Below are 22,519 nucleotides of genomic sequence, written 5' to 3' on the forward strand. Positions count from 1 at the left end.
GCGCCCCGTACCGTGGAGGGGTGTACCGGTTCCTGCTGACCCCACGCTGGTGGGGGATCAACCTCTTCGTCGCGCTGTCGATCCCCGTGTGCCTGTTCATGGGCTCCTGGCAGCTGAGCCGCTTCGAGGACCGCGTACAGGACCACGAGGACGCCAAGCAGCACGCCACCGCGGACACGGGCGCGGCCCGCCCGCTGACCTCACTGCTCCCCGTGGACAAGAGGACGTCGGGCGAGACGGCGGCGGCCACCGGGCGGTGGGGCAAGCAACTCCTCGTACCGGACCGGGAGTTGGACGACAAGCGCGGGTTCTATGTGCTCACGCTCCTGGACACGGGCGACGGCAGGTCCCTGCCGGTGGTCCGGGGCTGGCTGCCGGGCACCGCCGACGCGAGCAAGGCACCGGCGGCCCCGCGGGGCGAGGTCGAGGTGACCGGCGCCCTACAGGCGTCGGAGAGCCTCAGCTCCGACGGCGTGTCCAGGGCGGGCGGGCTGCCCTCGGGACAGGTCGGCATGATCAGCGCGGCGTCCCTGGTGAACCTGGTCCCGGACGACGTGTACGACGCGTGGATCACGCTCGACGAGGGCGACAGGAGCGGGGCGGGCCTGCGGCCCGTACCGGCGTCGGCGCCCGAGGACAGCGGCCTGGACATGAAGGCGTTCCAGAACCTGGGCTACACCGGTGAGTGGTTCGTCTTCGCCGGGTTCGTGCTCTTCATGTGGTTCCGTCTGTTCCGGCGCGAGCGGGAGTTCGCGCGGGACTCGGCGCTCGGCCTGCTGCCGGACCCGGACGCCGACCCGGCCCCCGACACCGCGGCGGACTCCTGTACGACGGTGGAGGCGGCGCCCGGCCCGGGCTGACGCACCGGGGCCGACGCGCCCGCGGACCGCGTGGGGCTACTGCGCCGCGAGCACCCCGGTCTTGTACACCGTCCCGGAACACGCGTTGCCGACCGTCGTGCTCACCGAGGGCGACCCCGGGTCCGCCGTGAGGGACACCGCGACGCTGCCGTCGACCGTGCCGTCGTCCGTGCGGACCAGCTGGGGTGTCGCGCCGCCCGGGTCGCCGGTCTCGGAGCCGCCGGTGCTCCCGCCCGTGGTGCCGCCGTCACTGGGCGACGGGTTCGGCGAGGGGTCGCCGCCCTCGGACGGACAGGTGGCCGAAGGCACCCAGGCGAACCGCACCTCGTAGGCCGCCCCGGCCTTCAGGACGAGCGAGCTCGACTCCTGCGCCGGGTCGGGCAGGCCGACCGCGGCGTCGCCCGCCGTGTGGTCGACGACGTTGACGTTGCCCGGCTCGGTGGCGCCCTGGGCCGCGGCGGCTACGGTGCCCGCGCTGCTCACGGTGCAGCTGTCGCCGGAGACGTTGGAGATGCGGAACGTGCCGTACACCTTGCCGTCGGCCTCGACGGGCCCGGTGGTGCCGACGGCGCTGAGCTGGGCGGCGGCGCAGGCCGGTGAGGAGGCGGCGGCGGTGTCCTCGGAGTTCGGTTCGTGGCCGCCGGTGGCACCGTCGGGCTTGTCGCCCCTGTCCTTGCCGCCCTTCTCCTTCTCCTTCTTGCCCTTTTCTTCCTTCTTTTCCTTCTTGTCCTTGGGCTTGTCGCTCACGGACTCCTGCTCGCGCCGGTCGCGGTCGGCGGCGCCGCCGGAGTCCTCCCGGCTCGGCTGGTCGCTGCCCGCGCCCACGATGGAGGGGCGGGCGTCGGAGTCGCCGCCGGAGTTGGTGACGTGCACCAGGGCGGGGATGGCCGTGCCGACGAGGAGCGCGGCGGCGGCCACACCGACGACGGCCTGGCGCTTGCGGGCGCGGCGCGCGGGCACCGCGTGCCGCAGCCTGTCCAGGGCGGCGTCGCCCGGTGTGATCCCGCCGACGGTGTCCTTGAGCAGGCGCCGCAGCGCCAGTTCGTCGGGGTCGAGGCCCCCGGGCTCGTCGCCGTCACCGGCCGCGCCGTCACCGGACGGACCCCCTCCGAAGGGACCCTTGCCGGAGCCGCCCCCGCGGGAGCCGCCACCCGAGCCGCCGGAACCCGGACTGCCGGACCCGCCTGGTCCCTCGGCCTGCTTGCCAACGGGGCCCTTGCTAGCCGGGCCCTTGCCCGTCGGCCCCTTGTTCGCCGGACCGCCCGCCGAGTCCTTGCCCGCCGGACCGTCCACCGAGCCCTTCGGGCCCCCTTCAGAGCCCTTCGGGCCCCCACCGCCCCCGGAGGCACCGTCCGCGCCGGACGGGCCCGTCCCCGCCACCAGGTCCAGGACCACACCGGGCCCCGCGGACCCGGCTGACGCGGCAGACCGGCCGGGACCGCCGCTCGCGAGCAGGCCCAGGACGCCGATTCCGCGGCCGCGGGCGGTGCGTCGCTCTTCTTCGTACACGTTCACGTTCACGTTCTGTCGTTCGCGCGTGGTGCCGCGCGCAGCGCCGTTCCTCGTGCGCCCCTTGTACGTCATGCCGGGGCCTCCATGGCGACCCGTAGGGCGGCGATGCCCCGCGAGCCGTACGCCTTGACCGAGCCGAGGGATATGCCGAGGGTCTCGGCGACCTGGGCCTCGGTCATGTCGGCGAAGTACCGCAGGACGAGGACCTCGCGCTGGCGGCGCTGGAGGTTGCGCATGGCCTTGATCAGCTCGTCGCGCTCCAGCTGGTCGTACGCGCCCTCCTCGGCGCTCGCCATGTCGGGCATCGGCTTGGTGAGCAGCTTCAGGCCGAGGATGCGGCGGCGCAGCGCGGACCGGGAGAGGTTCACGACGGTCTGGCGCAGATAGGCGAGGGTCTTCTCGGGGTCGCGCACCCGCTTGCGCGCGGAGTGCACGCGGATGAAGGCCTCCTGCACGACGTCCTCGCAGGACGCGGTGTCGTCCAGGAGCAGGGCGGCGAGGCCGAGCAGCGACCTGTAGTGCGCGCGGTAGGTCTCGGTGAGATGGTCGACGGTGGTGCCCGCGGTCACGCTCAACTCATCGCCCTCGCGCTGAGTCGGGATGCGGGCAGGCCGCGCCGCGGGCATGGGGGCGATCACCGGCATGCCGCCGGGAACGCGCCGCCGGGGCGGTCGCAGTGCCGCCGCGCCGCTCGCCGCTGTGAAGTCCAGTACCTCTGCCACGCCTGTTGGACACGCTTCCCCCCATCAGGGTTGTACGCGCCGGGTGTGGCGTATTGCATCGCGTGCCCGGCGCGAGGCGTGCACGCCGTGGTCGCGGCGTGCGTCGCGGCTGCGGGAATCGCTCGCGACGATGCATCAAATGCCCCCATGCGTACCAGCTCTTCCCCTATGCCCCATCTTCTTTACGCAGCACTTCAGGCCGCCCACTGGAGGGCGACGGCGAAGACGCGCGCTGCGCCGCCGCGGTTGCAGCGCACAGAAGCCGAATCTTCGAACGTGGAGACGTCCCAGTTCAAGCGGTCTGGACCATCAGGTTGGACACAGAACTTACACACTTCCCAGCGGGCCCTCCGCTCCGGGCACCGGAAGCACGGCGTCCGCTGACGCGGGCCGCGTGTCCGCTCAGCGGTTCCCGAGCTCCCCCGCCACCAGCTCCGCGATCTGCGTGGTGTTGAGGGCGGCGCCCTTGCGCAAGTTGTCGCCGCACACGAAGAGTTCGAGGCCCGTCGGGTCGTCCAGGGAGCGGCGCAGGCGTCCCACCCAGGTCGGGTCGGTGCCGGTGGCGTCGGCGGGCGTCGGGAACTCGCCGGCGGCGGGGTCGTCGAAGAGCACGACGCCCGGCGCGGTCGCGAGGATCTCGCGGGCACGGGCGACGGTCACCTCGTCCTCGAAGCGCGCGTGCACGGTCAGGGAGTGGGTGGTGACGACGGGCACCCGTACGCAGGTGACGGCGACCCGCAGATCGGGCAGGCCGAGGATCTTGCGGGACTCGTCGCGGACCTTCATCTCCTCCGAGGACCAGCCGTCCTCGCGGAGCGCGCCGACCCACGGCACCACGTTCAGGGCGACGGGCTCGGGGAAGGGCCCGGTGTCCTCGCCCACGGCCCGGCGCACGTCGCCGGGGCCCGTGCCCAGCTCGGAGCCCGCGACCAGCCGCAGTTGGCGCCGCAGGGTGTCGATGCCGTCGCGGCCCGCCCCGCTGACCGCCTGGTACGAGGAGACGATCAGCTCCCGCAGGCCGAACTCGGCGTGCAGGGCGCCGAGGGCCACGATCATCGACAGGGTGGTGCAGTTGGGGTTGGCGACGATGCCGCGCGGCCGCACCCGGGCGGCGTGCGGATTGACCTCGGGCACGACGAGCGGCACGTCCGGGTCCATCCGGAAGGCCGCGGAGTTGTCCACCACGACGACGCCGCGCGAGGCGGCGATGGGCGCCCACTGCTCGGCGACGGCGACGGGGACGTCGAACATGGCGACGTCGACGCCGTCGAAGACGTCCTCGGTCAGCGCGAGGACCTCGACCTCGACGCCGCGCACGGCCAGCTTGCGGCCGGCTGTGCGCGGAGACGCGACGAGTCGGATCTCGCCCCAGATGTCGGCGTGCTGCGACAGGATCTGGAGCATCACCGTGCCGACGGCCCCGGTCGCTCCGACGACCGCGAGCGTCGGCTTGCGGTTCATCGCCCGGTGCCTCCATAGACCACGGCCTCGTCCGAGTCGGAGTCGAGCCCGAAGGCGGTGTGCACGGCCCGGACGGCCTCGTTCACGTCGTCGGCGCGGGTGACGACGGAGATGCGGATCTCGGAGGTCGAGATCAGCTCGATGTTCACGCCCGCGTCGCTGAGCGCCTCGAAGAACGTCGCCGTGACACCGGGGTTGGTCTTCATGCCCGCGCCGACGAGGGAGATCTTCGCGATCTGGTCGTCGTAGCGCAGGGAGTCGAAGCCGACGCCCGCCTTGGTCTTCTCCAGGGCCTCGATGGCCTTGGGGCCCTCGGTCTTCGGCAGCGTGAAGGAGATGTCGGTGAGCCCCGTGGAGGCGGCCGAGACGTTCTGCACGACCATGTCGATGTTGACCTGGGCGTCGGCGATGGCGCGGAAGATCGACGCGGCCTCGCCCGGCTTGTCCGGGACGCCCACGACCGTGATCTTGGCCTCGGACGTGTCGTGTGCGACACCGGAGATGATGGCCTGCTCCACCTTGCGGTCCCCTTGCGGTTCGTTGCTGACCCACGTGCCCTGCAAGCCGCTGAAGGACGAGCGCACATGGATCGGGATGTTGTAGCGGCGGGCGTACTCCACGCAGCGGTGGAGCAGCACCTTGGACCCGGAGCTGGCCAGCTCCAGCATGTCCTCGAAGGAGATCCAGTCGATCTTCCGCGCCTTCTTCACGACGCGCGGGTCGGCGGTGAACACACCGTCGACGTCCGTGTAGATCTCGCAGACCTCCGCGTCGAGCGCGGCGGCGAGGGCCACGGCCGTGGTGTCGGAACCGCCGCGGCCCAGCGTGGTGATGTTCTTGCCCTCCTGGCTGACACCCTGGAACCCGGCGACGATGGCGATGTTGCCCTCGTCGATCGAGGTCCGGATGCGGCCGGGCGTGACATCGATGATGCGCGCTTTGTTGTGCACCGAGTCGGTGATGACACCGGCCTGGCTGCCGGTGAACGACTGGGCCGCGTGGCCCAGGTTCTTGATCGCCATGGCGAGCAGCGCCATGGAGATCCGCTCTCCGGCGGTCAGCAGCATGTCGAACTCACGCCCGGCAGGGATCGGCGATACCTGTCCGGCGAGATCGATCAACTCATCCGTCGTGTCACCCATCGCCGACACCACGACGACCACCTGGTGGCCGTTCTTCTTGGCGTCGACGATCCGCTTGGCGACCCGCTTGATGCCCTCGGCATCGGCTACGGAGGAGCCTCCGTACTTCTGCACGACAAGGCCCACGTGCGCTCCTCGCTCGTTTACGTCTCTTACCGCACTGCTGCGGTCGGCTCAGTCTAACGAGCGGCCGGTTCCCACCCCGCGCGTATCACATCATGAGATGTCCCGCTCAGTCCGTGATCAGCGGGCAGTCCGTGCTCCGGCCGCTCCGCGAGGGCACATGCCCGCCGTGGAGCCACCCACTCCGGAAAGTGGGGCGGGTCACAGCGCCCGGACGGACGGCCTACTTCGCCTCGCGCAGCCCCAGCGGGCCCCCGAGCTCCTCCACCATGACCTGGCCCGCGACCTCCGCGAGGGCGTCGTCGGAGAGGTCCTCGTCGGTGTCGAGCCCGTCCAGGTCCTCCAGGGGCTGGTTGAGCCGGACGTGGGCCACCAGGGACTGCAAGGCGCGCAGGGACGCGGACGCGGTGGCGCCCCAGTTCGAGAAGTAGGAGAACTGCCACCACCACAGGGCTTCCGAGGTGCGGCCCGCGCGGTAGTGGGCGAGGCCGTGCCGCAGATCGGTGACGACGTCGGCGAGGTCGTCGGAGATGCGGCAGGCCACCGGCGCCTTGCGGGGCTCGTAGGGGTCGAAGACCTCGGAGTAGACGTCGATCGGGGCGAGCAGGGCGGCGAGCCGCTCGCGGAGCTCGTCCACGTCGCCCTCCGGGCCGAGGTCCGGCTCGTACCGCTCGTCGGGGACGATGTCCTCGTGCGCGCCGAGACGGCCCCCGGCGAGGAGCAACTGGGAGACCTCGAGGAGCAGGAAGGGGACGGCCGAGTCCGGCTCGTCGCCGCGCGCGACCTCCGTGACCGCCACGATGAAGCTCTCGATCTGGTCGGAGATCTGGACCGCGAAGTCGTCCGGGTCCGGGGCGGCGGAGTGCAGGAGCGTGCTCTGGTGTGCTTCGGCTGACTTAGACATCTAGGAGTCGTCTCCCCTCGAAGGCGCGGCCCAGGGTGACCTCGTCCGCGTATTCCAGATCTCCCCCGACAGGGAGTCCGCTGGCCAGGCGGGTGACCTTCAGGCCCATGGGCTTGATCATGCGCGCGAGGTACGTCGCCGTGGCCTCGCCCTCCAGGTTCGGGTCGGTGGCCAGGATCAGCTCCGTGACCGTGCCGTCGGCGAGCCTGGCGAGGAGTTCCCGTATACGCAGATCGTCGGGGCCCACGCCTTCGATCGGGCTGATGGCCCCGCCGAGGACGTGGTACCGACCGCGGAACTCACGGGTCCGCTCGATCGCCACCACGTCCTTGGGCTCCTCCACCACACAGATGACCGCGGGGTCGCGGCGCGGGTCGCGGCAGATGTTGCACAGCTCCTCCTGCGCGACGTTCCCGCAGGTCGCGCAGAAGCGGACCTTGTCCTTGACCTCGAGCAGCGCGTGGGCGAGACGGCGGACGTCGGTGGGCTCGGCCTGGAGGATGTGGAAGGCGATCCGCTGCGCGCTCTTGGGACCGACGCCGGGCAGCCTGCCCAGTTCGTCGATGAGGTCCTGGACCACGCCTTCGTACACGGATTGCCTTCCTGTTCCCGGTCGCCGTACCCGGCTTCCGGATCTTCATTCTCGGGGGCTCAGGGAGCTTTTGTACGTACCGTAGTTGGCCGTCGGCCGACTTAGAAGGGAACCGCGGGGCCCGGGCCGCGGTGCCCTAGAACGGCAGTCCCGGGATGCCGCCGCCGCCGAGGCCCTGGGCGAGCGGGCCGAGCTTCTGCTGCTGGAGCGCCTGGGCGTTCTCGTTCGCCGCCTGCACGGCCGCGACCACCAGGTCCGCGAGGGTCTCGGTGTCCTCGGGGTCGACCGCCTCCGGGTCGATCACGAGGCCGCGCAGCTCGCCGGAGCCGGTGACCGTCGCCTTGACGAGGCCGCCGCCGGCCTGTCCCTCGACCTCCGTGCGCGCGAGGTCCTCCTGCGCGGCGGCGAGGTCCTGCTGCATCTTCTGGGCCTGCTGGAGCAGCTGCTGCATATTGGGCTGGCCACCACCGGGGATCACGATCAGCTCCTGGTCGTCGAAAGGGGTCGATGGGTCGGTTCGGATGGTCCGTATGGCGGGGTTTTCCCGTCTGTCACGAGCCTACGTGGTCGTGGGTGCACGCGCCCCAGCACTCCGGTCGCCACTCGTTCGGGTGAGATCTGCCGCGCGCCTATACCTGATCAAGCGCCCCTTCCCGGCGGAAAAGCCGCGAAAACTGCCGCATAGCCACCCATTGGGCGGTAGGACTGGTGCCGCGCACGGGCACCATCCATTACGTTGCGTCACTTATGCACGCGGAAGCGGCGTGCGGAAGCCGAGGGAGTGCCGGGTGAGCCACCACCAGCCGGAGATGCAGCCTGAGGGGGTGCCCCAGGAAGGGAGCGGCGCCGGTCACCCCACGCCCGGGCCGCCGCCCGGGGACCTGGCGGGGCGGCCGTTCCCCCTGGGCGACTGGGGCGAGCCGGCGGACCGGCTCGACGAGCTGTACCGCTGGGTGGAGCGCGGGGCCCTCGACACCGCCGGCTGGTACCTGCGCGACCGGTCCCGCAAGCGGCTCGGCGCCAGGCTGCTGCGGGGCGGGGCCGCGCTCGGGGCCGTGGGGGCGGGGGTGCTCGTGCTGCTCGACCTCGCGGGCGGGGTCGCGGGCGCGGCTCCCTGGGGGTACGTGTCGCTGCTCGCCTCGGTGGCGTGCGTGGGGTGCGACCGGTTCTTCGGGCTCACCTCCGGGTGGATGCGGGACATGGCCACCGCGCAGGCCGTGCAGCGGCGGCTCCAGGTGTTGCAGTTCGACTGGGCGTCGGAGAGCGTGCGGGAGGTCCTCGGGCCCACGGACGGCACGGCCAGCGAGGCGGCCGAGCGGTGCCTCGGGGTGCTGCGGCGGTTCTCCGAGGATGTGACGGAACTCGTCCGGGCCGAGACGGCCGACTGGATGGTGGAGTTCCGGTCGGGCCCCGCGCCCCTGGTGATGCAGGGTGCCGTGCCCGGCGGGAGTTCCGGTCAGCCCCGGGAAGGGGGTCCCGGGCCCGGGCGGTTTCCGCTGCCGCCGGGGGCCCGGCCCAACATGCCTCGGCAGCGGCCGCCCGAGCCTCGGTAGGCCCGGCGGCGCGGGGGCGTCCGCGGTCAGCTGTAGATGATCATGGAGCCCTGGGCGAGGCTCCGTGTCGTGGCCGCGTGCAGACCGAGCCAGACGTGGCGTTCGCGGGCGAAGGGGCTCGGGTCGTGGGGGGCCGGGTCCGCCGGTTCCTCCAGGGTGGTGGGGGCCTGGGGCGGGGCCGGGGGGAGCGGGGGGTTCGCCGGGTCTATGCCGATGGACGGGGCGACGTACTCCAGCTCCCGCAGGAGTGCCTGGGACGAGCCGAGCGGACCGCCGCCTGCCAGCAGCTCGTCGTTGGAGAGCGGCGCGGGGAAGTCCACGGGCACGTACGCGCCCGCGTGGTCGTAGTGCCACACGAGGTGCGACTGCTGCGCGGTCGCGTCGAACATCTCCAGGAGCTGTTCGTAGTCGCCGCCGAGCGCGTCGACGGGCGTGACCTCGAGGCCGCAGATCTTCAGCAGATAGGCGCGGCGCAGGAAGTGCAGCGCGTCGTAGTCGAACCCCGCGACCGGGGCCACGTCGCCGGAGAGACCCGGCATGTAGGCGTACACGGGCACCGAGGGGAGTCCGGCCTCGCCGAGCGCCTTGTCGTACACGGCGAGTTCCTCGGCGAAGGGGTTGTCGGCGCTGTGACACAGCACGTCGACGAGCGGGACCAGCCACAGGTCGCAGGCCAAGAAATGCTCCTAGGGTCGACTCGGTGAAGGGCTTCGTGCGCGGCTACCTGGCGTAGCCACCGTGCGTGTTGTTGCGGAAGCGTAGTGGCACCGGAACCCGCTCAGCCTCCCCCGTGCACGTCCCACATCCACACCCCGTCTACCCACTTTGCGCGCTGTCCAAGGAGGTCGTCGACCGTCGTGCGCAAGGCCGCGTCGCCGGGCTGGGGCGCGAGCACCAGGACGCCCGCGTTCCAGTACCGCAGGTCCTCCCGGGCGGCACGGCGCCAGGCGTCGCTGAGCCGCACCGGGCGGCCGGAACTGCGGATGTCGCGCAGCAGGTTGGAGGTGTTGCGGGGCGACGCGCCGTAGATCCCGACGCGGTCCGGGCCCCAGGGCCCGTTGAAGTAGCCGCCGGGGAGCCTGAAACCGAGGTCGGCGACGGCCTGCCAGTGCAGGGCCTCCGCGTTCCCGGGGTCGGGCAGCGGCACCGGTACGAGGGTCTCGCCCGCGGCCGTGTCGACGTACTCCTTCCAGGTGCCGTCCGCGATGAACGCGGGCACGTCGGCCCGGTCCACCGCCTTCAGGGGCAGCGGGAACAGGGGCAGCAGGGCGAGGGCGACGGCGGCGAGCCCCGCGTACCGCACGGGCGCGCCCCGCGCCGGACGGCCCTCGCCGCCCCGCGCCACGAGCCGCCCCACCGCCAGGGCGACGAGCATCCCGAGGGCGGGCGCGCACACCATCGCCACCCGCGACTCGATGACCGACTCGAACAGCGGCTTGTCGGCGAGCAGCGCCCACGGCCCCGTGAGGACCACGTCGGTCAGCGGGATGCGGAACTTCGGCCCGAGGGACAGGAAGGCAGCGGCGACCGCGGTGAACGCGAGGGCCCGCACCACCGCCCGCCGCCACAGCCGCACGACGACCAGGAACGCGAGGACGACGAGCGGCCAGCCGTAGAAGGCGTTCTGCTCGGTGGGGTTCATGGACAGCGAGGCCGCGGTGTCGGCGTCGCCCGCCAGGGAGCGCTCGGAGAAGGAGAGCAGGGCGAGCGGACTGTTGCCCGCGTTGTCGCCGTGCAGCACGCTCTTGTAGCTCTGCGGCCCGAAGAACTGCCACCAGAGCGGGAAGGCGACCAGCGGCAGGCACACCGCGAGGGCGATGCCGATGCCGCGGGCGAGGGGCCGCCACGAGGCGCGTGCGACATCGCGGCGCACCACCGCGTACGCCACCGTGAACAGCAGCATCCCCATCGCGGCGAGCAGCAGCGGCTCCTCGCCGAGGAAGATCTGGTACGTCGCGAAGAGCCCGAGGACCACCCCGTCCCGTACGACGCGCCGCCCCTCGCAGAGCCGCAGCGCCCTGTCGATGATCAGCGGGATCATGAAGAGGACGATGAAGTTCGGGTGGGCGTGCGCGTGGCTGACCATCGGCGGCGCGAACGCGGCGAGGGCGGCGCCGAGCGCGGCGGCGCCCCGGTGCCGTACGAGTCTGCGGACGATCAGCCAGTACCAGGCGAAGGCGGTCGCCGCGAGGCCGAGGGTCATCGCCACGTTCAGGCTGACGGCGGGGCCGAGGGCCCAGGTGAGGGGCGCGAGGGGGACGGACAGGCCGAGCATGACCGTGTTGGCCATGAGGTTCACGCCGTCGGGGGCGTTCTGTAGGTGGGTGAAGAGCGGGTTCTGGAGGTGGCCGACGTTGTGGGCGGTGACGTCGAAGAACCACTCCCACTGGTTCTGGTCCTGGAGGGAGTGCGGGAGGTAGCGGTGATCGGGGGAGATCCAGCGCGCCGAGTACAGAACGGCGGCGAAGGCCACGAAGAGGGCCAGGGTGAGGAGGTCGGCGCGGCGCAGGCCGCGGACGCGCAGGGCGGAGACCTCGGCGAGGACCCGGACGTAGTCGGTGGCCTTGACCTTGGAGCCCTCCTGGTGCGACCAGCGCACCGGCACCTCCGCGACGGGCCAGCCCTGTTGCCGGAAGTGGTGCAGGATCTCGACGTCGATCCCCCAGCCGCTGAGCCGGGACGCGGCGAACGCCGCTCGGGCACGGTCGCCGTCGAAGAGCTTGAAGCCGCACTGGGTGTCGCGGATTCCGGGGACGGCGACCGTGCGTATCAGGAAGTTGCCGCCGCGGCCGAGGAGCTCGCGCAGGCGGTGCTGGTGGACGTCTATGGTCGCGCCGGGCCGCGCGCGGGAGCCGACGGCCGCCGTGTTCCCGTCGGCGAGCGCCTTCTCCAGGGCGGGCAGCTCCTCGATGGGCGCGGCCAGGTCCGCGTCGGTGACCAGGACCCGGCGGCCGTAGGAGGCGAGGACGCCGCGGCGCAGGGCGTGCCCCTTGCCGCGGTTGCGGCCGCCGCGGACGAGCTGGACGCGCGGGTCGCGGGCGGCCGCCTCGGCGGCGATGTCGGCGGTGCGGTCGGTGGAGCCGTCGTCGACGACGATCAGCTCCCACCGCGCGGACTCCGCCACGGGGCCGCCGGGGTGGTCGAGGTAGGCGCGGATCGCGTCGAGGGTGGGGCCGAGGCGGCCCTCCTCGTTGTACGCGGGGATGACGACGGACAGATCGACGCTCATGCGGAGGGTCCCGCGGGTCCTGCCGATCCCGGGGCGCCCGGGGGCCCCGCGGGTCCCGCGGGCCCTGTGGCCAGTGCGGTGACGAGGTCGAGCGAGTGGGCGTTGTACTCGTCGACGATGGTGTGCGCGTGCGCGGCGTCGCGCCGGGTCAGGGCGTCCACCAGGTCCGTGTGCCGCGACCAGAGGCGGCCGCGCAGGTCGCCGCCGCGTTCGGTCTCGCGGCGCAGGTGGGGGACCGCGCAGACCCAGGACTGCACGCGCAGGCGGTGCAGGAAGTCCGAGAGGTAGGCGTTGCCGAACAGGGCGCTCAGCTCGCGCCAGAAGCGCAGGTCGTAGCCGATCAGGACGGTGAGGTCGCCGGCCGCCGCGGCGCGGGCCGCCTCCTCGCCCCTGCGGCGTACGGAGACGAAGGCGGCGGCGGGCACCGCGTGGTGGGCGGAGGTGGCGGCCACGTCCCGGAAGACGGCGTCCGCGATGAGGCCGCGGGCCTGGAGCATGCCGCGGTAGTCGGCGAGGGTGTGCTCGTGCACGCGGAAGCCGCGGTGCTGTACGGAGTCCAGGAGGCCGTGCGCGGACAGGTTCACCAGGGCCTCGCGGACCGGGGTGGCCGAGACGCCGTACTGGTCGGCTATCTCCTTCACCGTGAACTCCTGGCCCGGCACGAGGCGGCCCGCGAGGATCTCGTCGCGCAGGGCGTCGGCGATCTGCTGGCGCAGGGTGCTGCGGATGACGGCGGGGCCGTCGGGTCCGGGCATGGTGGTGGGCCTCCCCCTGGTCGCTTACGAGCACGTCAGACTACGCGGTCGGGGTTGCGGCCCTGAGTGACCGGGGTCACGGGGAAAGGTGGGTGGGCGGGGTGGGTGGGAGAGAGCTCCAGCCGCGGAGCGGCTGGGCGAGGGCGAGTGCGGTCGCGTGACGCCACGGGTCCACCGCACCCGCCCCCGGGTCCCTCCGCTCAGGCGACGTGCGCGTCGGCGGCGTCCAGGGCCGAGTCGAGGGCCGCGAGGCCGGCCTTCGCCTCGGGTTCCGAGATGTTGCACGGCGGCACCACGTGCGTACGGTTCATGTTCACGAACGGCCACAGCCCGTTCGCCTTCGCGGCGGCGGCGAACGCGGCCATCGGGGCGTTGGCGTCCCCGGTCGCGTTGTAGGGGACGAGGGGCTCCCGGGTCTCCCGGTCCCGTACCAGCTCCAGGGCCCAGAACATGCCGAGCCCCCGCACCTCCCCCACGCTCGGGTGCCGCTCCGCGAGGTCCCGCAGGCCGGGCCCGATGACGTCCGCGCCGATCCTGGCGGCGTGCTCGACGACGCCCTCGTCCGCCATGACGTTGATCGTGGCGACGGCGGCCGCGCAGGCCAGCGGGTGCCCGGAGTAGGTGAGCCCGCCCGGGTAGGGCCGCTTGGCGAAGGTCTCCGCGACGGCGCCGGAGATCGCGACGCCGCCGAGCGGCACGTACCCGGAGTTCACGCCCTTGGCGAAGGTCAGCAGATCGGGCACGACCCCCTCGAAGTGGTCCACGGCGAACCAGGCGCCGGTCCGCCCGAAGCCCGCCATGACCTCGTCGAGGATGAAGACGATCCCGTACCGGTCGCACAGCTCGCGCACTCCGGCGAGGTAGCCGGGCGGCGGCGTCATGATCCCGGCGGTGCCGGGCACGGTCTCCAGGATGATCCCGGCGATCGTCGACGGCCCCTCGAAGACGATGGTGTCCTCCAGGTGCGCCAGGGCCCGCTCGCGCTCCTCGGCCTCGTTCCCGGAGTGGAACGGCGAGCGGTACAGGAACGGCGCCCAGAAGCGCACCACACCGGCCGAGCCGTTGTCGGAGGGCCAGCGGCGCGGGTCGCCGGTGAGGTTGATCGCGGCGGCGGTGCCACCGTGGTACGAGCGGTAGGCGGAGAGCACCTTCGGGCGGCCCGTGTGCAGCCGGGCCATGCGGGTCGCGTTCTCCACGGCCTCGGCGCCGCCGTTGGTGAAGAAGATCTTGTCCAGGTCGCCGGGGGTGCGCTCGGCTATCAACCGGGCGGCCTCGCTCCTGGCCTCCACGGCGAAGGCGGGCGCGAACGTGGTCATCGTCGCGGCCTGCTCCTGGATCGCGGCGACGACCTTGGGGTGCTGGTAGCCGATGTTGGTGAACACGAGCCCACTGGTGAAGTCGAGGTACCGGTTGCCCTCGTAGTCCCAGAAGTACGAGCCTTCCGCGCCGGCGACGGCGAGCGGGGCGATGAGTTCCTGGGCGGACCAGGAGTGGAACACATGGGCGCGATCCACCGCGGATACGGCTGCGCCGAGCTGCGGGTCTGGCTGAGGGGTCATGCGGCCGAGGGTAGATGTCCCCGTCCGCTGCGAGCCATGGGCGTCCTGTCTGCCCCGTCTTCGGGAACACGACATTCTGTCGCCCGGGGGGAGCCTGCCCACAGCGGGCCCGGCCCCTCCGCCTTCCGACGAGGCTCGCGAAGTGACTTGACAGCACGCTGACACATTGACAGCATACTGGCATAATCAATCACGCAGCACGCAGCACGCAGCACGCAGCACGCAGCACGCAGCACGCAGCACGCAGCACGCAGCACGCAGCACGCAGCACGCACGTACTCAGTCACGCACGTACTCAGTCACGCACGCAGTCGCTCACACAATCCCCCGCGCCGCCGAGTGGAGCCCTCATGAGCAGCAGCACCACCGCAACAGCCGCCACCACGACCACCGCCCCCGCCATTCACCTCGCCGTGTACGACGCCCTAGCCGACTGGGAGACGGGCTACGCCACCGCGTACCTGGCCCGCGCGGGCCACCGGATCCGTACCGTCGCGATGACGCGGGAGCCCGTCACCACGGTCGGCGGTGTGCGCATCCAGCCGGACCTGACGCTCGACGAGCTGCGGCCCGAGGACAGCGCGCTGCTGATCCTGCCGGGCGGCGACCTGTGGGACACGGGTGACTCGCTCGCCCCCTTCGCCCGGACGGCCCGCGCGTTCCTCGACGCCGGGGTTCCGGTGGCCGCGATCTGCGGCGCCACGGCCGGGCTCGCCCGCGAGGGACTGCTCGACGACCGGACGCACACCAGCGCGGTGTCGATGTACCTGGACGCGACGGGGTACGCGGGCGCGGACCGGTACGTGGAGACGGACGCGGTCACCGACGGCGACCTGATCACGGCGGGACCGACCGAGCCGGTCGCGTTCGCGCGCGAGGTCCTCAAGCGGATGGGCGCGTTCGAGGGCGAGAAGCTGGACGCGTGGTACCGCCTGTTCCACGACTCGGACCCGGCGGCGTACGAGACGCTCGCGTCATGAGCGACGCGCAGCCCACCTCGGGGCCAGCCGCGAAGCCCGCCGGTGCCACTGGGGTCGCTGGGGTCACTGGGGCCACTAGGACCACCGGCGGGATTACCGGGGCCACCGGGCCCGCCGGGGCCGCCGGGGCCACTAGGACCGTCGGGACCACCGGGACCACCGGGACCACCGGGGACGACGCCACCCCCCTGGGCACCGCCCGGGACGACGCGGCCCAGGACCTCCTGAGCCGCACCGCACTCGCGGTCTTCCGCCTCAACGGCCAGTTCCTCTCCGCCGCGGAGGAACTGGCCGCGCCCGCCGGGCTCACGGCGGCGTGGTGGCAGGTGCTCGGCGCGGTCCTGCGCGAACCGCTGCCGGTCGCGGGGATCGCCCGCGCCATGGGCATCACCCGCCAGAGCGTGCAGCGCGTGGCCAACCTCCTGGTGCGGCGCGGCCTGGCCGAGTACGCCCCGAACCCGGCACACCGCCGCGCCAAGCTGCTGCGGCCCACGGAGGCGGGCAGGACGGCGGTGGCCGAGATCGAGCCGGGCCACGCGGAACTCGCGGCCCGGCTCCAAGCCGCCCTCGGCACCGAGGAGTTCCTCCGCACGACCCAGGCGTTGGAGCGCCTCTCCGAGGCCCTGACGAAACTGGACCCACCCGCCACGGAGCCGCCCCGCCCGTAGCGGGTGCCCGGGTGACACGGCTCGGTCGGCGGAGGTCATGGGTCGATCGCCCCCAGCGCGTCGGCCGTGGGCGACGGCGCGGCGGCCATGGCGAGCAGCGCGGCGAGGTGCGCGGGGTCGCACAGCCGACCGCGGCGCTGCGGCTGCACCGCCCAGGACGTCACGGGTGACACCTGCTTGCCGATGCGCGGCACGGCCAGGTAGGTGCCGGTGCCGAGCCGGTCGGCGGTGCCCTGCCACTCGGCGTCAGGCGCGACGAGCACGTAGTACTGACCGCTGCCGGTGCGGCCGTCGCGGATGACGGGCCCGTGCAGCCAGTCGGTCAGGGCCGCACCGACGGCTTCCGGCCGCGCACTGACCACGGCGGAGTGGACGAGCCGCCCGGCGACGCGGAGTGCGTCGAACCGCCCGCCGAGGGGCAGAAGCGCGACACCGCAGTCCGCCCACTCGGCGTGGGCCTGCCGCGGCACGGGGTGGGCTCCGGCGAACCAGTCGGTGACGGCTCCCCGTTCGGGTGTCTGCCGGCGTACGGAGCTTTCCGGGCCTCGCTCGGCGGCCATACTTCCGCTCATGTCGACTCCTCGTGATCGCCACGCCCCGAGGCCGTCAGCAGTGGCCGGCGGGGGTTCGTAGCCTTGAGGAAAGCGGACTTCTGCCGTACGGCATCAGGACCCATCGCGAGTACTTCTCGACGAGGAACCGGACGGTTTCCTCAGCGAGCGGTGACGGTACGACTACCGTCAAGCGGCGTGCGCAGCAGGGGGGCACCATGACGAGACGGCGAAACACCCGGCTGGAGTCCCTGCTCGCGGAGCTCGGGTACACGCACCAAGCTCTGGCCGACGAAGTCAACCGCTTGGCCGCCGAGGAGTCCGGCGAGCCCACGAACTGCACCGACCGCCACGTGCGGCGTTGGATCTCGGGTCAGGTCCGCTGCCCGTGGCCACGGCATCTGCGGCTCCTGGAGCGCGTTCTCGGCTGCGGACCACAGGACATGGGATTCCTGCCTCGTACGGAAGCACCGACTCGTGCGACATCGCAGGCCGGAACCGGGTCGACCACGGGGGACGCCGGTAGTCAGGACTCTCTGAGCACGCTGCATCCCCTTCAGCGACGTACGTTCATCGCCGGAGCCCTCGCAGCGACTCTCGGCACCGATCAAACCCCGCAGCTCGGCCGCCTCGGCATGTCCGACGTCGACCGTGCCCGGGCCACCGTCGGCCGACTCGACGCGCACTTCAACGGGCTCGGTGGCGGTGCCTTGGTGGACGTGGCCGCCGACTACCTCCAGCGGCTCCAGCGCGCATTGAACCAGTGCACGTGCAGTGAACGCGTCGAACGTGCCATGACGCGAGCCATGGCGGATGTCGCCGCCTGTGCCGGGTGGTCGGCGCACGATTGCGGCGACTCCTTCCGTGCCCGGCGGTTCCGCAACGAGGCGCTCCAAGCCGCACTGCTGTCCCGGGACCCGGTCGCGGTGACGCGCGCCTGGTCCGATCTCGCGGCACATGCCAAGCTGGCCGGACGCCCGGCCGAGGCGGCGCGCATCAACAGGGCAGCGCTCGGCGAGCGGCACCTGCGGGCCGAACCGCTCCTCGCGTCACTGCTGCACGCCCGACTTGCCGACTGCCTCGCCCGGACCGGTGACACGCACGGCATGGGCCGCCACCTGACGGCAGCCGCCCGTGCGCACGACCGCGCCGACCCGTCCGTCACCCCGGGCTGGCTCGCGTTCTGCACCCCGGCGGAGCTGTCCGGCCTCGGTGCCATCGCCCACCGGAGCGCCGGTCGATACGCGCACGCCGAGCAGCATGCTCAACAGGCCCTCGATCTCCTGGACGCCGGATTCAACCGCAACCGCACCTTCTACTTGACGTTGCTCGCCGAGATCCAGTCGGCGCAAGGCGAGCACGCTCAGGCGGCCGCGACCGTCGCGAAGGCCCGTGCGGGCCTCGTCTCCGGCAGACGCATCGGCGACCGGCTCGAGCGGGTTGTCGCAGTCGGCACCATGAAGAACAAGGGAGGGCCTACGTGACCGCACCCACCGAACTGGAACTCCGGCGCTACGGGCACACCCAGGCGGCCGGCATCCGCGGACTCCTGCTCGATGTCCACGACGAGGTGTACGAGGGCGTCGACGACCCCCTCGCACCGCGGGACGTGTTCGCCGGGTTCGTCGACCGGTGGACCGGCAAGCAGGACTTCGCGTGCGTCGTCGCCTACGACCGGACCAGGCCCGTCGGTTATGCCTACGGTGCTCCTCTGAGCGCGGCGACGACCTGGTGGGAAAAGGTCGAACCCGCCCTGGACGCCGGATTCATGGCGGAGACGGGTACACGGACGTTCGCCTTGTCGGAGCTGATGATCCGTACGCCGTGGCGCGGCACCGGAGCGTCACGGCTGATCCATGACGAGTTGCTGCGCGGACGCCCGGAGGAGCGGGTGACTCTCCTCGTGCACGAGGAACACCCGAAGGTCCGCGCCCTCTACGAGAGCTGGGGCTACGAGCCCGTGGGCGTGACCCGGCCGTTCGCGGGCGCACCCGTGCTGTGCGCGATGGTGCTGATCCGCTGACCCGATGACCCGCTGATCCGAGCGGGGCGGGTCGACGCCGCCGCCCCCGCCGTGCAGAGGGCGGTGGCGGCTGCTGCCCGGGGAGGCGGGGCGGCGCAGTGCGGAGAGCGGGCCCCGCCCGCCGTTACGCAACCGTAGACGTAACCCAGGGCCACCCCCCGCACCCCCGCACTATCCTCGATCTGTTGCACAGCGGTGTACGGAGAGTCGCCGCACGCGGTGGCTTGAAACAGGGGGAGGGCGGCGCCCGTGGGTATGGAGAAACTGGGGCCGGGGGATCCGCAGCGGATCGGTGCCTATCGGCTGCTCGCGCGGCTCGGGGCGGGCGGGATGGGGCAGGTGTACCTGGCGCGTTCCGGGCGCGGCCGGACGGTGGCGGTCAAGCTGGTGCGCGAGGAGCTGGCGGCGCAGGACGAGTTCCGCGGGCGGTTCCGGCAGGAGGTGCAGGCCGCGCGGCGCGTCGGCGGCGCGTGGACGGCGCCGGTGCTCGACGCCGACACCGACGCCGCGATCCCGTGGGTCGCCACCGGGTACGTCGCCGGGCCCACGCTCCAGTCCGTCGTCTCGCACGAGCACGGCCCGCTGCCCGAACGCTCCGTGAACATCCTCGCCGCCGGGCTCGCCAACGCCCTCAAGGACATCCACGCAGCCGGGCTCATCCACCGCGACCTGAAGCCGTCCAACGTCCTCGTCACCATCGACGGCCCCCGCGTCATCGACTTCGGCATCGCCCGCGCCCTGGAGACCGTCACCGACGGCGGCCTCACCCGTACCGGCGCCCTCGTCGGCTCGCCCGGCTTCATGGCGCCCGAGCAGGTGCGCGGCGACCGGGTCACGGAGGCCTGCGACGTCTTCTGCCTCGGCTCCGTCCTCGCGTACGCGGCCACGGGCACGCTGCCCTTCGGAACCGCCAACAGCGGGGTGCACGCGCTGATGTTCCGCATCGCGCAGGAGGAACCCGATCTCGAAGCCCTGCCGGAGTCCCTGCGGGAGCTGATCGGCGCCTGTCTGACCAAGGCGCCCGGCGACCGGCCCTCGCTCGACGAGATACGTGCGAGGACCGGAGCCGACGACACCCTCTTCGAGGGGAAGTCCCTGGAGCCGTGGCTCCCCGGCGCCCTGGTCGCGCAGCTCGGGCGGCACGCGGTGCAGCTCCTCGAGGTCGAGGACCCCGAGGGCGAGAGCCCCCCGGCCCCGGCCGCACCGCCGGGCCCCGCCCAGGACCCGGGCCCCGCCCAGGACCCGGGCCCCGCTTCGGCGACCCCGACCCCGCCCCCGCCCGCCGTGGCACCGGACCTGCCGGCCGCCCCGGAGACCCCGCCCGCGCCCGGCCCCCCGGGCCACACCCCCGTCAACCACCTCCCCACCATGGTCAGCGGCCTCCCCCCGGCCCCCGGCCCCATATCCACCCCCGCCCCGAGCCAGGCCCCCGCCCCGAACACCCCCGCCTACGCCTACCCGCCCCAGCAGACCCCCGGGTACGGCTACCCCCAGCAGCACGCTCCCGGGTACGGCTACCCCCAGCCGGGCTACGGCTCCACCCCGCCCTACGGCTCCACACCCCCCTACGGGCCGCCCCCGGACGAACCCCAGCGCCGCAGCGCACGCTCCACCGTCCTGCTCGTCGCCGTCGCCCTGATAGTCGCCCTCGGCGCGGGCGGCACGGTCTACGCGACGATGAAGAACGACGACGGCGACCCGAAGGCGAAGGACGGTGGCAGGAGCGGGGGGAGCAGCGCGCCCACGACACCCGGCACCCCGTCGGACCCCGGCCCCTCGCCGAGCCCTTCGCAGAGCCCCTCGCCGTCCACGTCCACCGCGTCGGACAGCGGCACCGTGCCGGAGAAGTTCCTCGGCACCTGGAACGGCACGCTCAGCGGCGACGCCGGGGTCAGCACCCGCCGCCTGACCATCCAGCAGGGCGAGACGGGCGACACCGTCCTGTCGATGACGGCCGACGGACCGCTCGCGGGCGGCGGCACCTACCACTGCGTGTTTCAGGGCGAGTTGAGGTCCGCGAGCGAGGACCGGCTGGACATCGGCCCGACGCGGGTCACCGTCGGCGGGCCCCCGGCGTGCGACCCCGGCAAGCCGACCGTGGTCACGATCCTGCCGAGCGGTGAACTGCACCGCGTCAACACCGACGGCACCCGCGCGCTGACGTACACGAAAGGCGACGTGACCGGTCACTGACGCGGCCGGGGCCCCGATCGGCCCCGGCCGCGCGGCAGTTGAACCGGCGGCGAACGTCCGGCGGCGGAACGGCGAAGTCCCCGGCCGGGGCGTTCCACGCGCCGGAACCGCTCCGTAGCGTGCGGGCGTGAACTGGTTGAACCCCGAGAACGTCGTCGCAGTCCTCACCGCCGCGCTCGGGCTGATCGCCACCGTCGGAGCGATCTGGTACGAGCGCCGGGTGCCGCGCCGCAAGCGCGTCGGTTACCGCGTGCAGATGGACACCGCCATCGGCGACAACGTCCGTACCGGCGGCGCGAACGCGCGCCTCGGCCTCTTCGACGAGACGCCGGAGATGTCGGACGCGACGCTCGTGCTGCTGCGGGTGGAGAACGACGGCTCGCAGTTCGTCTCCGACACCGACTACACGGGCCGCGCGCTGCACGGCCTGACAGCCGTGTTCGCGGGCCGTACCGTGCGCGGCCTCGCCGTGACCGCGCAGGCGGGCGCCGACCACCTGATGGAGCACTTCACCCCGGCGGCGGGGCTGCGGTACGAGGGCTCCACCGTGCACATACCGCGCGTACCGCTGGACCGCGGCCAGCACTACAAACTGCTGGTGCTGCTCACCGGCGGCGCCGTCGGCGGTGAGGTGCTCGTCTCCGGCGGCCTCCAGGCGGGCGCGGTGCAGCCGAACAGGTCCACGACGCCCGACGACAAGGCGCCCCTCTTCAGCAGGCCCGCGAAGATCCTGACGGCGCTCCTGACGGCGGGCGTCGTCACGCTCGCCTCGATGATCCTGGCGGACGGCGACGAGTCGATCCCGATCGAGTGCGCCACCGGCGAGCTGACCGTGGTCGGCTCCACGGCGTTCCGGCCGGTCGCCGACGAGCTGAAGGAGAAGTACGAGGAGGACTGCCCCGGCGCGTCCATCACCGTCTCCGCGCACGGCAGCACGGCGGGCATCAGGGAGCTGGACGCGCAGGGCGCCCGGTTCGCGCGGAAGCACAAGAAGTCGCCCCCGATGATCGCCCTGTCCGACGGGCCCAAATCGGACGGCTATCCGCACCTGGTCGAACGCCGTGTCGCGATCTCGGCGTACGCGCTCGTCCTCAACGACCGCGTCCCCCTCAGGAACCTCTCGCTCGCGGACGTACGGCGCCTCTACCGCGGCGAGATCCACAACTGGAAGCAGCTCCGCGGGCCGGACCTGGACGTCGTCCTCGTCAGCCGCGGCTCCAGCTCGGGCACCCGCGACACCCTGCAACGGCGACTGCTCGCGGGCGGCTTCGAGCTCAGCGCCTCGTCCAAGGACTGCGTGCGCAAGGACGACGCGCGGGCCCCGGTGATCCGCTGCGAACTCGACTCGACCGAGCAGGTACTCGACACCGTCAGCCGCGTCCCCGGCGCCATCGGCTACAGCGAGCTGCGCGCCGCCGCCGACCTGAAGGGCCTGCACCGGCTGTCCCTCGACGGCCACGAGGCGTCCACGGACAACCTCGCGCACAGCGGATACCCGTACCGGGAGATCGAGTACGCCTACACCTACGGCGATCCGCCCGCGGACTCGCTCGCCTCCGAATTCCTCGCGTACACGCGCGGCAGCGGCCTGGACGTGATCCGCGTCCACGGCCATCTGCCGTGCTCGGCGTCGGAGGGCTTGAAGGCGTGCTCCGAGCTCCCGGAGTGACCGGGGGCCCGGAGCACGGACAA

At 72.6% G+C, this 22,519-nt stretch carries 20 protein-coding genes; 8 read left to right on the top strand and 12 right to left on the bottom strand.

All coding sequences use genetic code 11. The features are described 5' to 3' along the window. The first annotated feature begins 20 nt into the window (after positions 1 to 20). Complete coding sequence (locus ACH4DX_RS26910; RefSeq protein ID WP_398157078.1) at positions 21 to 860, top strand: SURF1 family protein; 840 nt, start codon at positions 21 to 23, stop codon at positions 858 to 860. A gap of 36 nt (positions 861 to 896) precedes the next feature. Here ACH4DX_RS26910 and ACH4DX_RS26915 read toward each other — a convergent pair whose 3' ends face one another. The 7 genes from ACH4DX_RS26915 to ACH4DX_RS26945 all read right to left on the bottom strand — a co-directional run bounded on the left by ACH4DX_RS26915 (position 897) and on the right by ACH4DX_RS26945 (position 7,794). Then, complete coding sequence (locus tag ACH4DX_RS26915; RefSeq protein ID WP_398157079.1) at positions 897 to 2,444, bottom strand: hypothetical protein; 1,548 nt, start codon at positions 2,442 to 2,444, stop codon at positions 897 to 899. Continuing rightward, a complete protein-coding gene (locus ACH4DX_RS26920) occupies positions 2,441 to 3,094 on the bottom strand; it encodes a SigE family RNA polymerase sigma factor (RefSeq protein WP_398119864.1) in 654 nt (217 codons plus the stop codon). Before ACH4DX_RS26920 ends, ACH4DX_RS26915 begins: the two co-directional genes overlap by 4 nt. Before the next feature lie 402 nt (positions 3,095 to 3,496). Next, the gene (locus tag ACH4DX_RS26925; protein ID WP_398157080.1) at positions 3,497 to 4,555 is read right to left on the bottom strand and encodes an aspartate-semialdehyde dehydrogenase; all 1,059 of its coding nucleotides are present in this window, start codon (positions 4,553 to 4,555) and stop codon (positions 3,497 to 3,499) included. Then, a complete protein-coding gene (locus ACH4DX_RS26930) occupies positions 4,552 to 5,823 on the bottom strand; it encodes an aspartate kinase (protein ID WP_398119862.1) in 1,272 nt (423 codons plus the stop codon). The genes ACH4DX_RS26925 and ACH4DX_RS26930 overlap by 4 nt, the downstream gene beginning before the upstream one ends. Positions 5,824 to 6,043: 220 nt before the next feature. Continuing rightward, a complete protein-coding gene (locus tag ACH4DX_RS26935) occupies positions 6,044 to 6,724 on the bottom strand; it encodes a DUF5063 domain-containing protein (protein ID WP_398119860.1) in 681 nt (226 codons plus the stop codon). After that, positions 6,717 to 7,316: a recombination mediator RecR gene (gene recR / locus ACH4DX_RS26940; protein WP_058852390.1), complete on the bottom strand. Its 600-nt coding sequence runs from the start codon at positions 7,314 to 7,316 to the stop codon at positions 6,717 to 6,719. Before recR ends, ACH4DX_RS26935 begins: the two co-directional genes overlap by 8 nt. Before the next feature lie 136 nt (positions 7,317 to 7,452). Then, entirely contained in the window at positions 7,453 to 7,794 is a 342-nt protein-coding gene (locus ACH4DX_RS26945; RefSeq protein ID WP_398119858.1) for a YbaB/EbfC family nucleoid-associated protein, read from the bottom strand. Positions 7,795 to 8,125: 331 nt separating this feature from the next. On the opposite strand from ACH4DX_RS26945, the gene ACH4DX_RS26950 reads away from it, so the two are divergent. After that, positions 8,126 to 8,869: an SLATT domain-containing protein gene (locus tag ACH4DX_RS26950; protein ID WP_398157273.1), complete on the top strand. Its 744-nt coding sequence runs from the start codon at positions 8,126 to 8,128 to the stop codon at positions 8,867 to 8,869. A gap of 26 nt (positions 8,870 to 8,895) precedes the next feature. On the opposite strand, the gene ACH4DX_RS26955 is transcribed toward ACH4DX_RS26950, so the two are convergent. The 4 genes from ACH4DX_RS26955 to ACH4DX_RS26970 form a co-directional block, all read right to left on the bottom strand. After that, positions 8,896 to 9,546: a hypothetical protein gene (locus ACH4DX_RS26955; RefSeq protein WP_398119856.1), complete on the bottom strand. Its 651-nt coding sequence runs from the start codon at positions 9,544 to 9,546 to the stop codon at positions 8,896 to 8,898. 101 nt (positions 9,547 to 9,647) lie between these two features. Then, complete coding sequence (locus ACH4DX_RS26960) at positions 9,648 to 12,098, bottom strand: dolichyl-phosphate beta-glucosyltransferase (protein WP_398157081.1); 2,451 nt, start codon at positions 12,096 to 12,098, stop codon at positions 9,648 to 9,650. After that, entirely contained in the window at positions 12,095 to 12,853 is a 759-nt protein-coding gene (locus ACH4DX_RS26965; RefSeq protein WP_398119852.1) for a GntR family transcriptional regulator, read from the bottom strand. Before ACH4DX_RS26965 ends, ACH4DX_RS26960 begins: the two co-directional genes overlap by 4 nt. Before the next feature lie 200 nt (positions 12,854 to 13,053). Beyond that, entirely contained in the window at positions 13,054 to 14,412 is a 1,359-nt protein-coding gene (locus ACH4DX_RS26970) for an aspartate aminotransferase family protein (RefSeq protein WP_398157082.1), read from the bottom strand. A gap of 350 nt (positions 14,413 to 14,762) precedes the next feature. Between ACH4DX_RS26970 and ACH4DX_RS26975 the strand changes: the two genes are divergently transcribed. Together ACH4DX_RS26975 and ACH4DX_RS26980 are read left to right on the top strand one after the other, a co-directional pair. Next, the gene (locus ACH4DX_RS26975; RefSeq protein WP_398157083.1) at positions 14,763 to 15,392 is read left to right on the top strand and encodes a DJ-1/PfpI family protein; all 630 of its coding nucleotides are present in this window, start codon (positions 14,763 to 14,765) and stop codon (positions 15,390 to 15,392) included. A gap of 188 nt (positions 15,393 to 15,580) precedes the next feature. After that, positions 15,581 to 16,060 carry a MarR family winged helix-turn-helix transcriptional regulator gene (locus tag ACH4DX_RS26980; RefSeq protein ID WP_398157274.1) on the top strand — a complete coding sequence of 160 codons (480 nt, stop codon included), beginning with the start codon at positions 15,581 to 15,583 and terminating at the stop codon, positions 16,058 to 16,060. A gap of 35 nt (positions 16,061 to 16,095) precedes the next feature. Here ACH4DX_RS26980 and ACH4DX_RS26985 read toward each other — a convergent pair whose 3' ends face one another. Beyond that, on the bottom strand, positions 16,096 to 16,632 hold the full coding sequence (locus tag ACH4DX_RS26985; RefSeq protein ID WP_398157084.1) for a hypothetical protein: 537 nt from the start codon (positions 16,630 to 16,632) through the stop codon (positions 16,096 to 16,098). Between the two features lie 197 nt (positions 16,633 to 16,829). Here ACH4DX_RS26985 and ACH4DX_RS26990 point away from each other — a divergent pair, with 197 nt between their 5' ends. The 4 genes from ACH4DX_RS26990 to ACH4DX_RS27005 all read left to right on the top strand — a co-directional run bounded on the left by ACH4DX_RS26990 (position 16,830) and on the right by ACH4DX_RS27005 (position 22,496). After that, positions 16,830 to 18,095, top strand: coding sequence for a hypothetical protein (locus tag ACH4DX_RS26990; RefSeq protein WP_398157085.1), 1,266 nt, complete (start codon positions 16,830 to 16,832; stop codon positions 18,093 to 18,095). Continuing rightward, positions 18,092 to 18,634 carry a GNAT family N-acetyltransferase gene (locus ACH4DX_RS26995; RefSeq protein WP_398157086.1) on the top strand — a complete coding sequence of 181 codons (543 nt, stop codon included), beginning with the start codon at positions 18,092 to 18,094 and terminating at the stop codon, positions 18,632 to 18,634. Before ACH4DX_RS26990 ends, ACH4DX_RS26995 begins: the two co-directional genes overlap by 4 nt. Before the next feature lie 255 nt (positions 18,635 to 18,889). Continuing rightward, on the top strand, positions 18,890 to 20,827 hold the full coding sequence (locus ACH4DX_RS27000) for a protein kinase (RefSeq protein ID WP_398157275.1): 1,938 nt from the start codon (positions 18,890 to 18,892) through the stop codon (positions 20,825 to 20,827). A gap of 127 nt (positions 20,828 to 20,954) precedes the next feature. Then, entirely contained in the window at positions 20,955 to 22,496 is a 1,542-nt protein-coding gene (locus ACH4DX_RS27005; RefSeq protein WP_398157087.1) for a PstS family phosphate ABC transporter substrate-binding protein, read from the top strand. The last annotated feature ends 23 nt before the right edge of the window (positions 22,497 to 22,519 follow it).

It is taken from the genome of Streptomyces sp. NPDC017940, assembly GCF_044328435.1.
GTDB lineage: Bacteria > Actinomycetota > Actinomycetes > Streptomycetales > Streptomycetaceae > Streptomyces.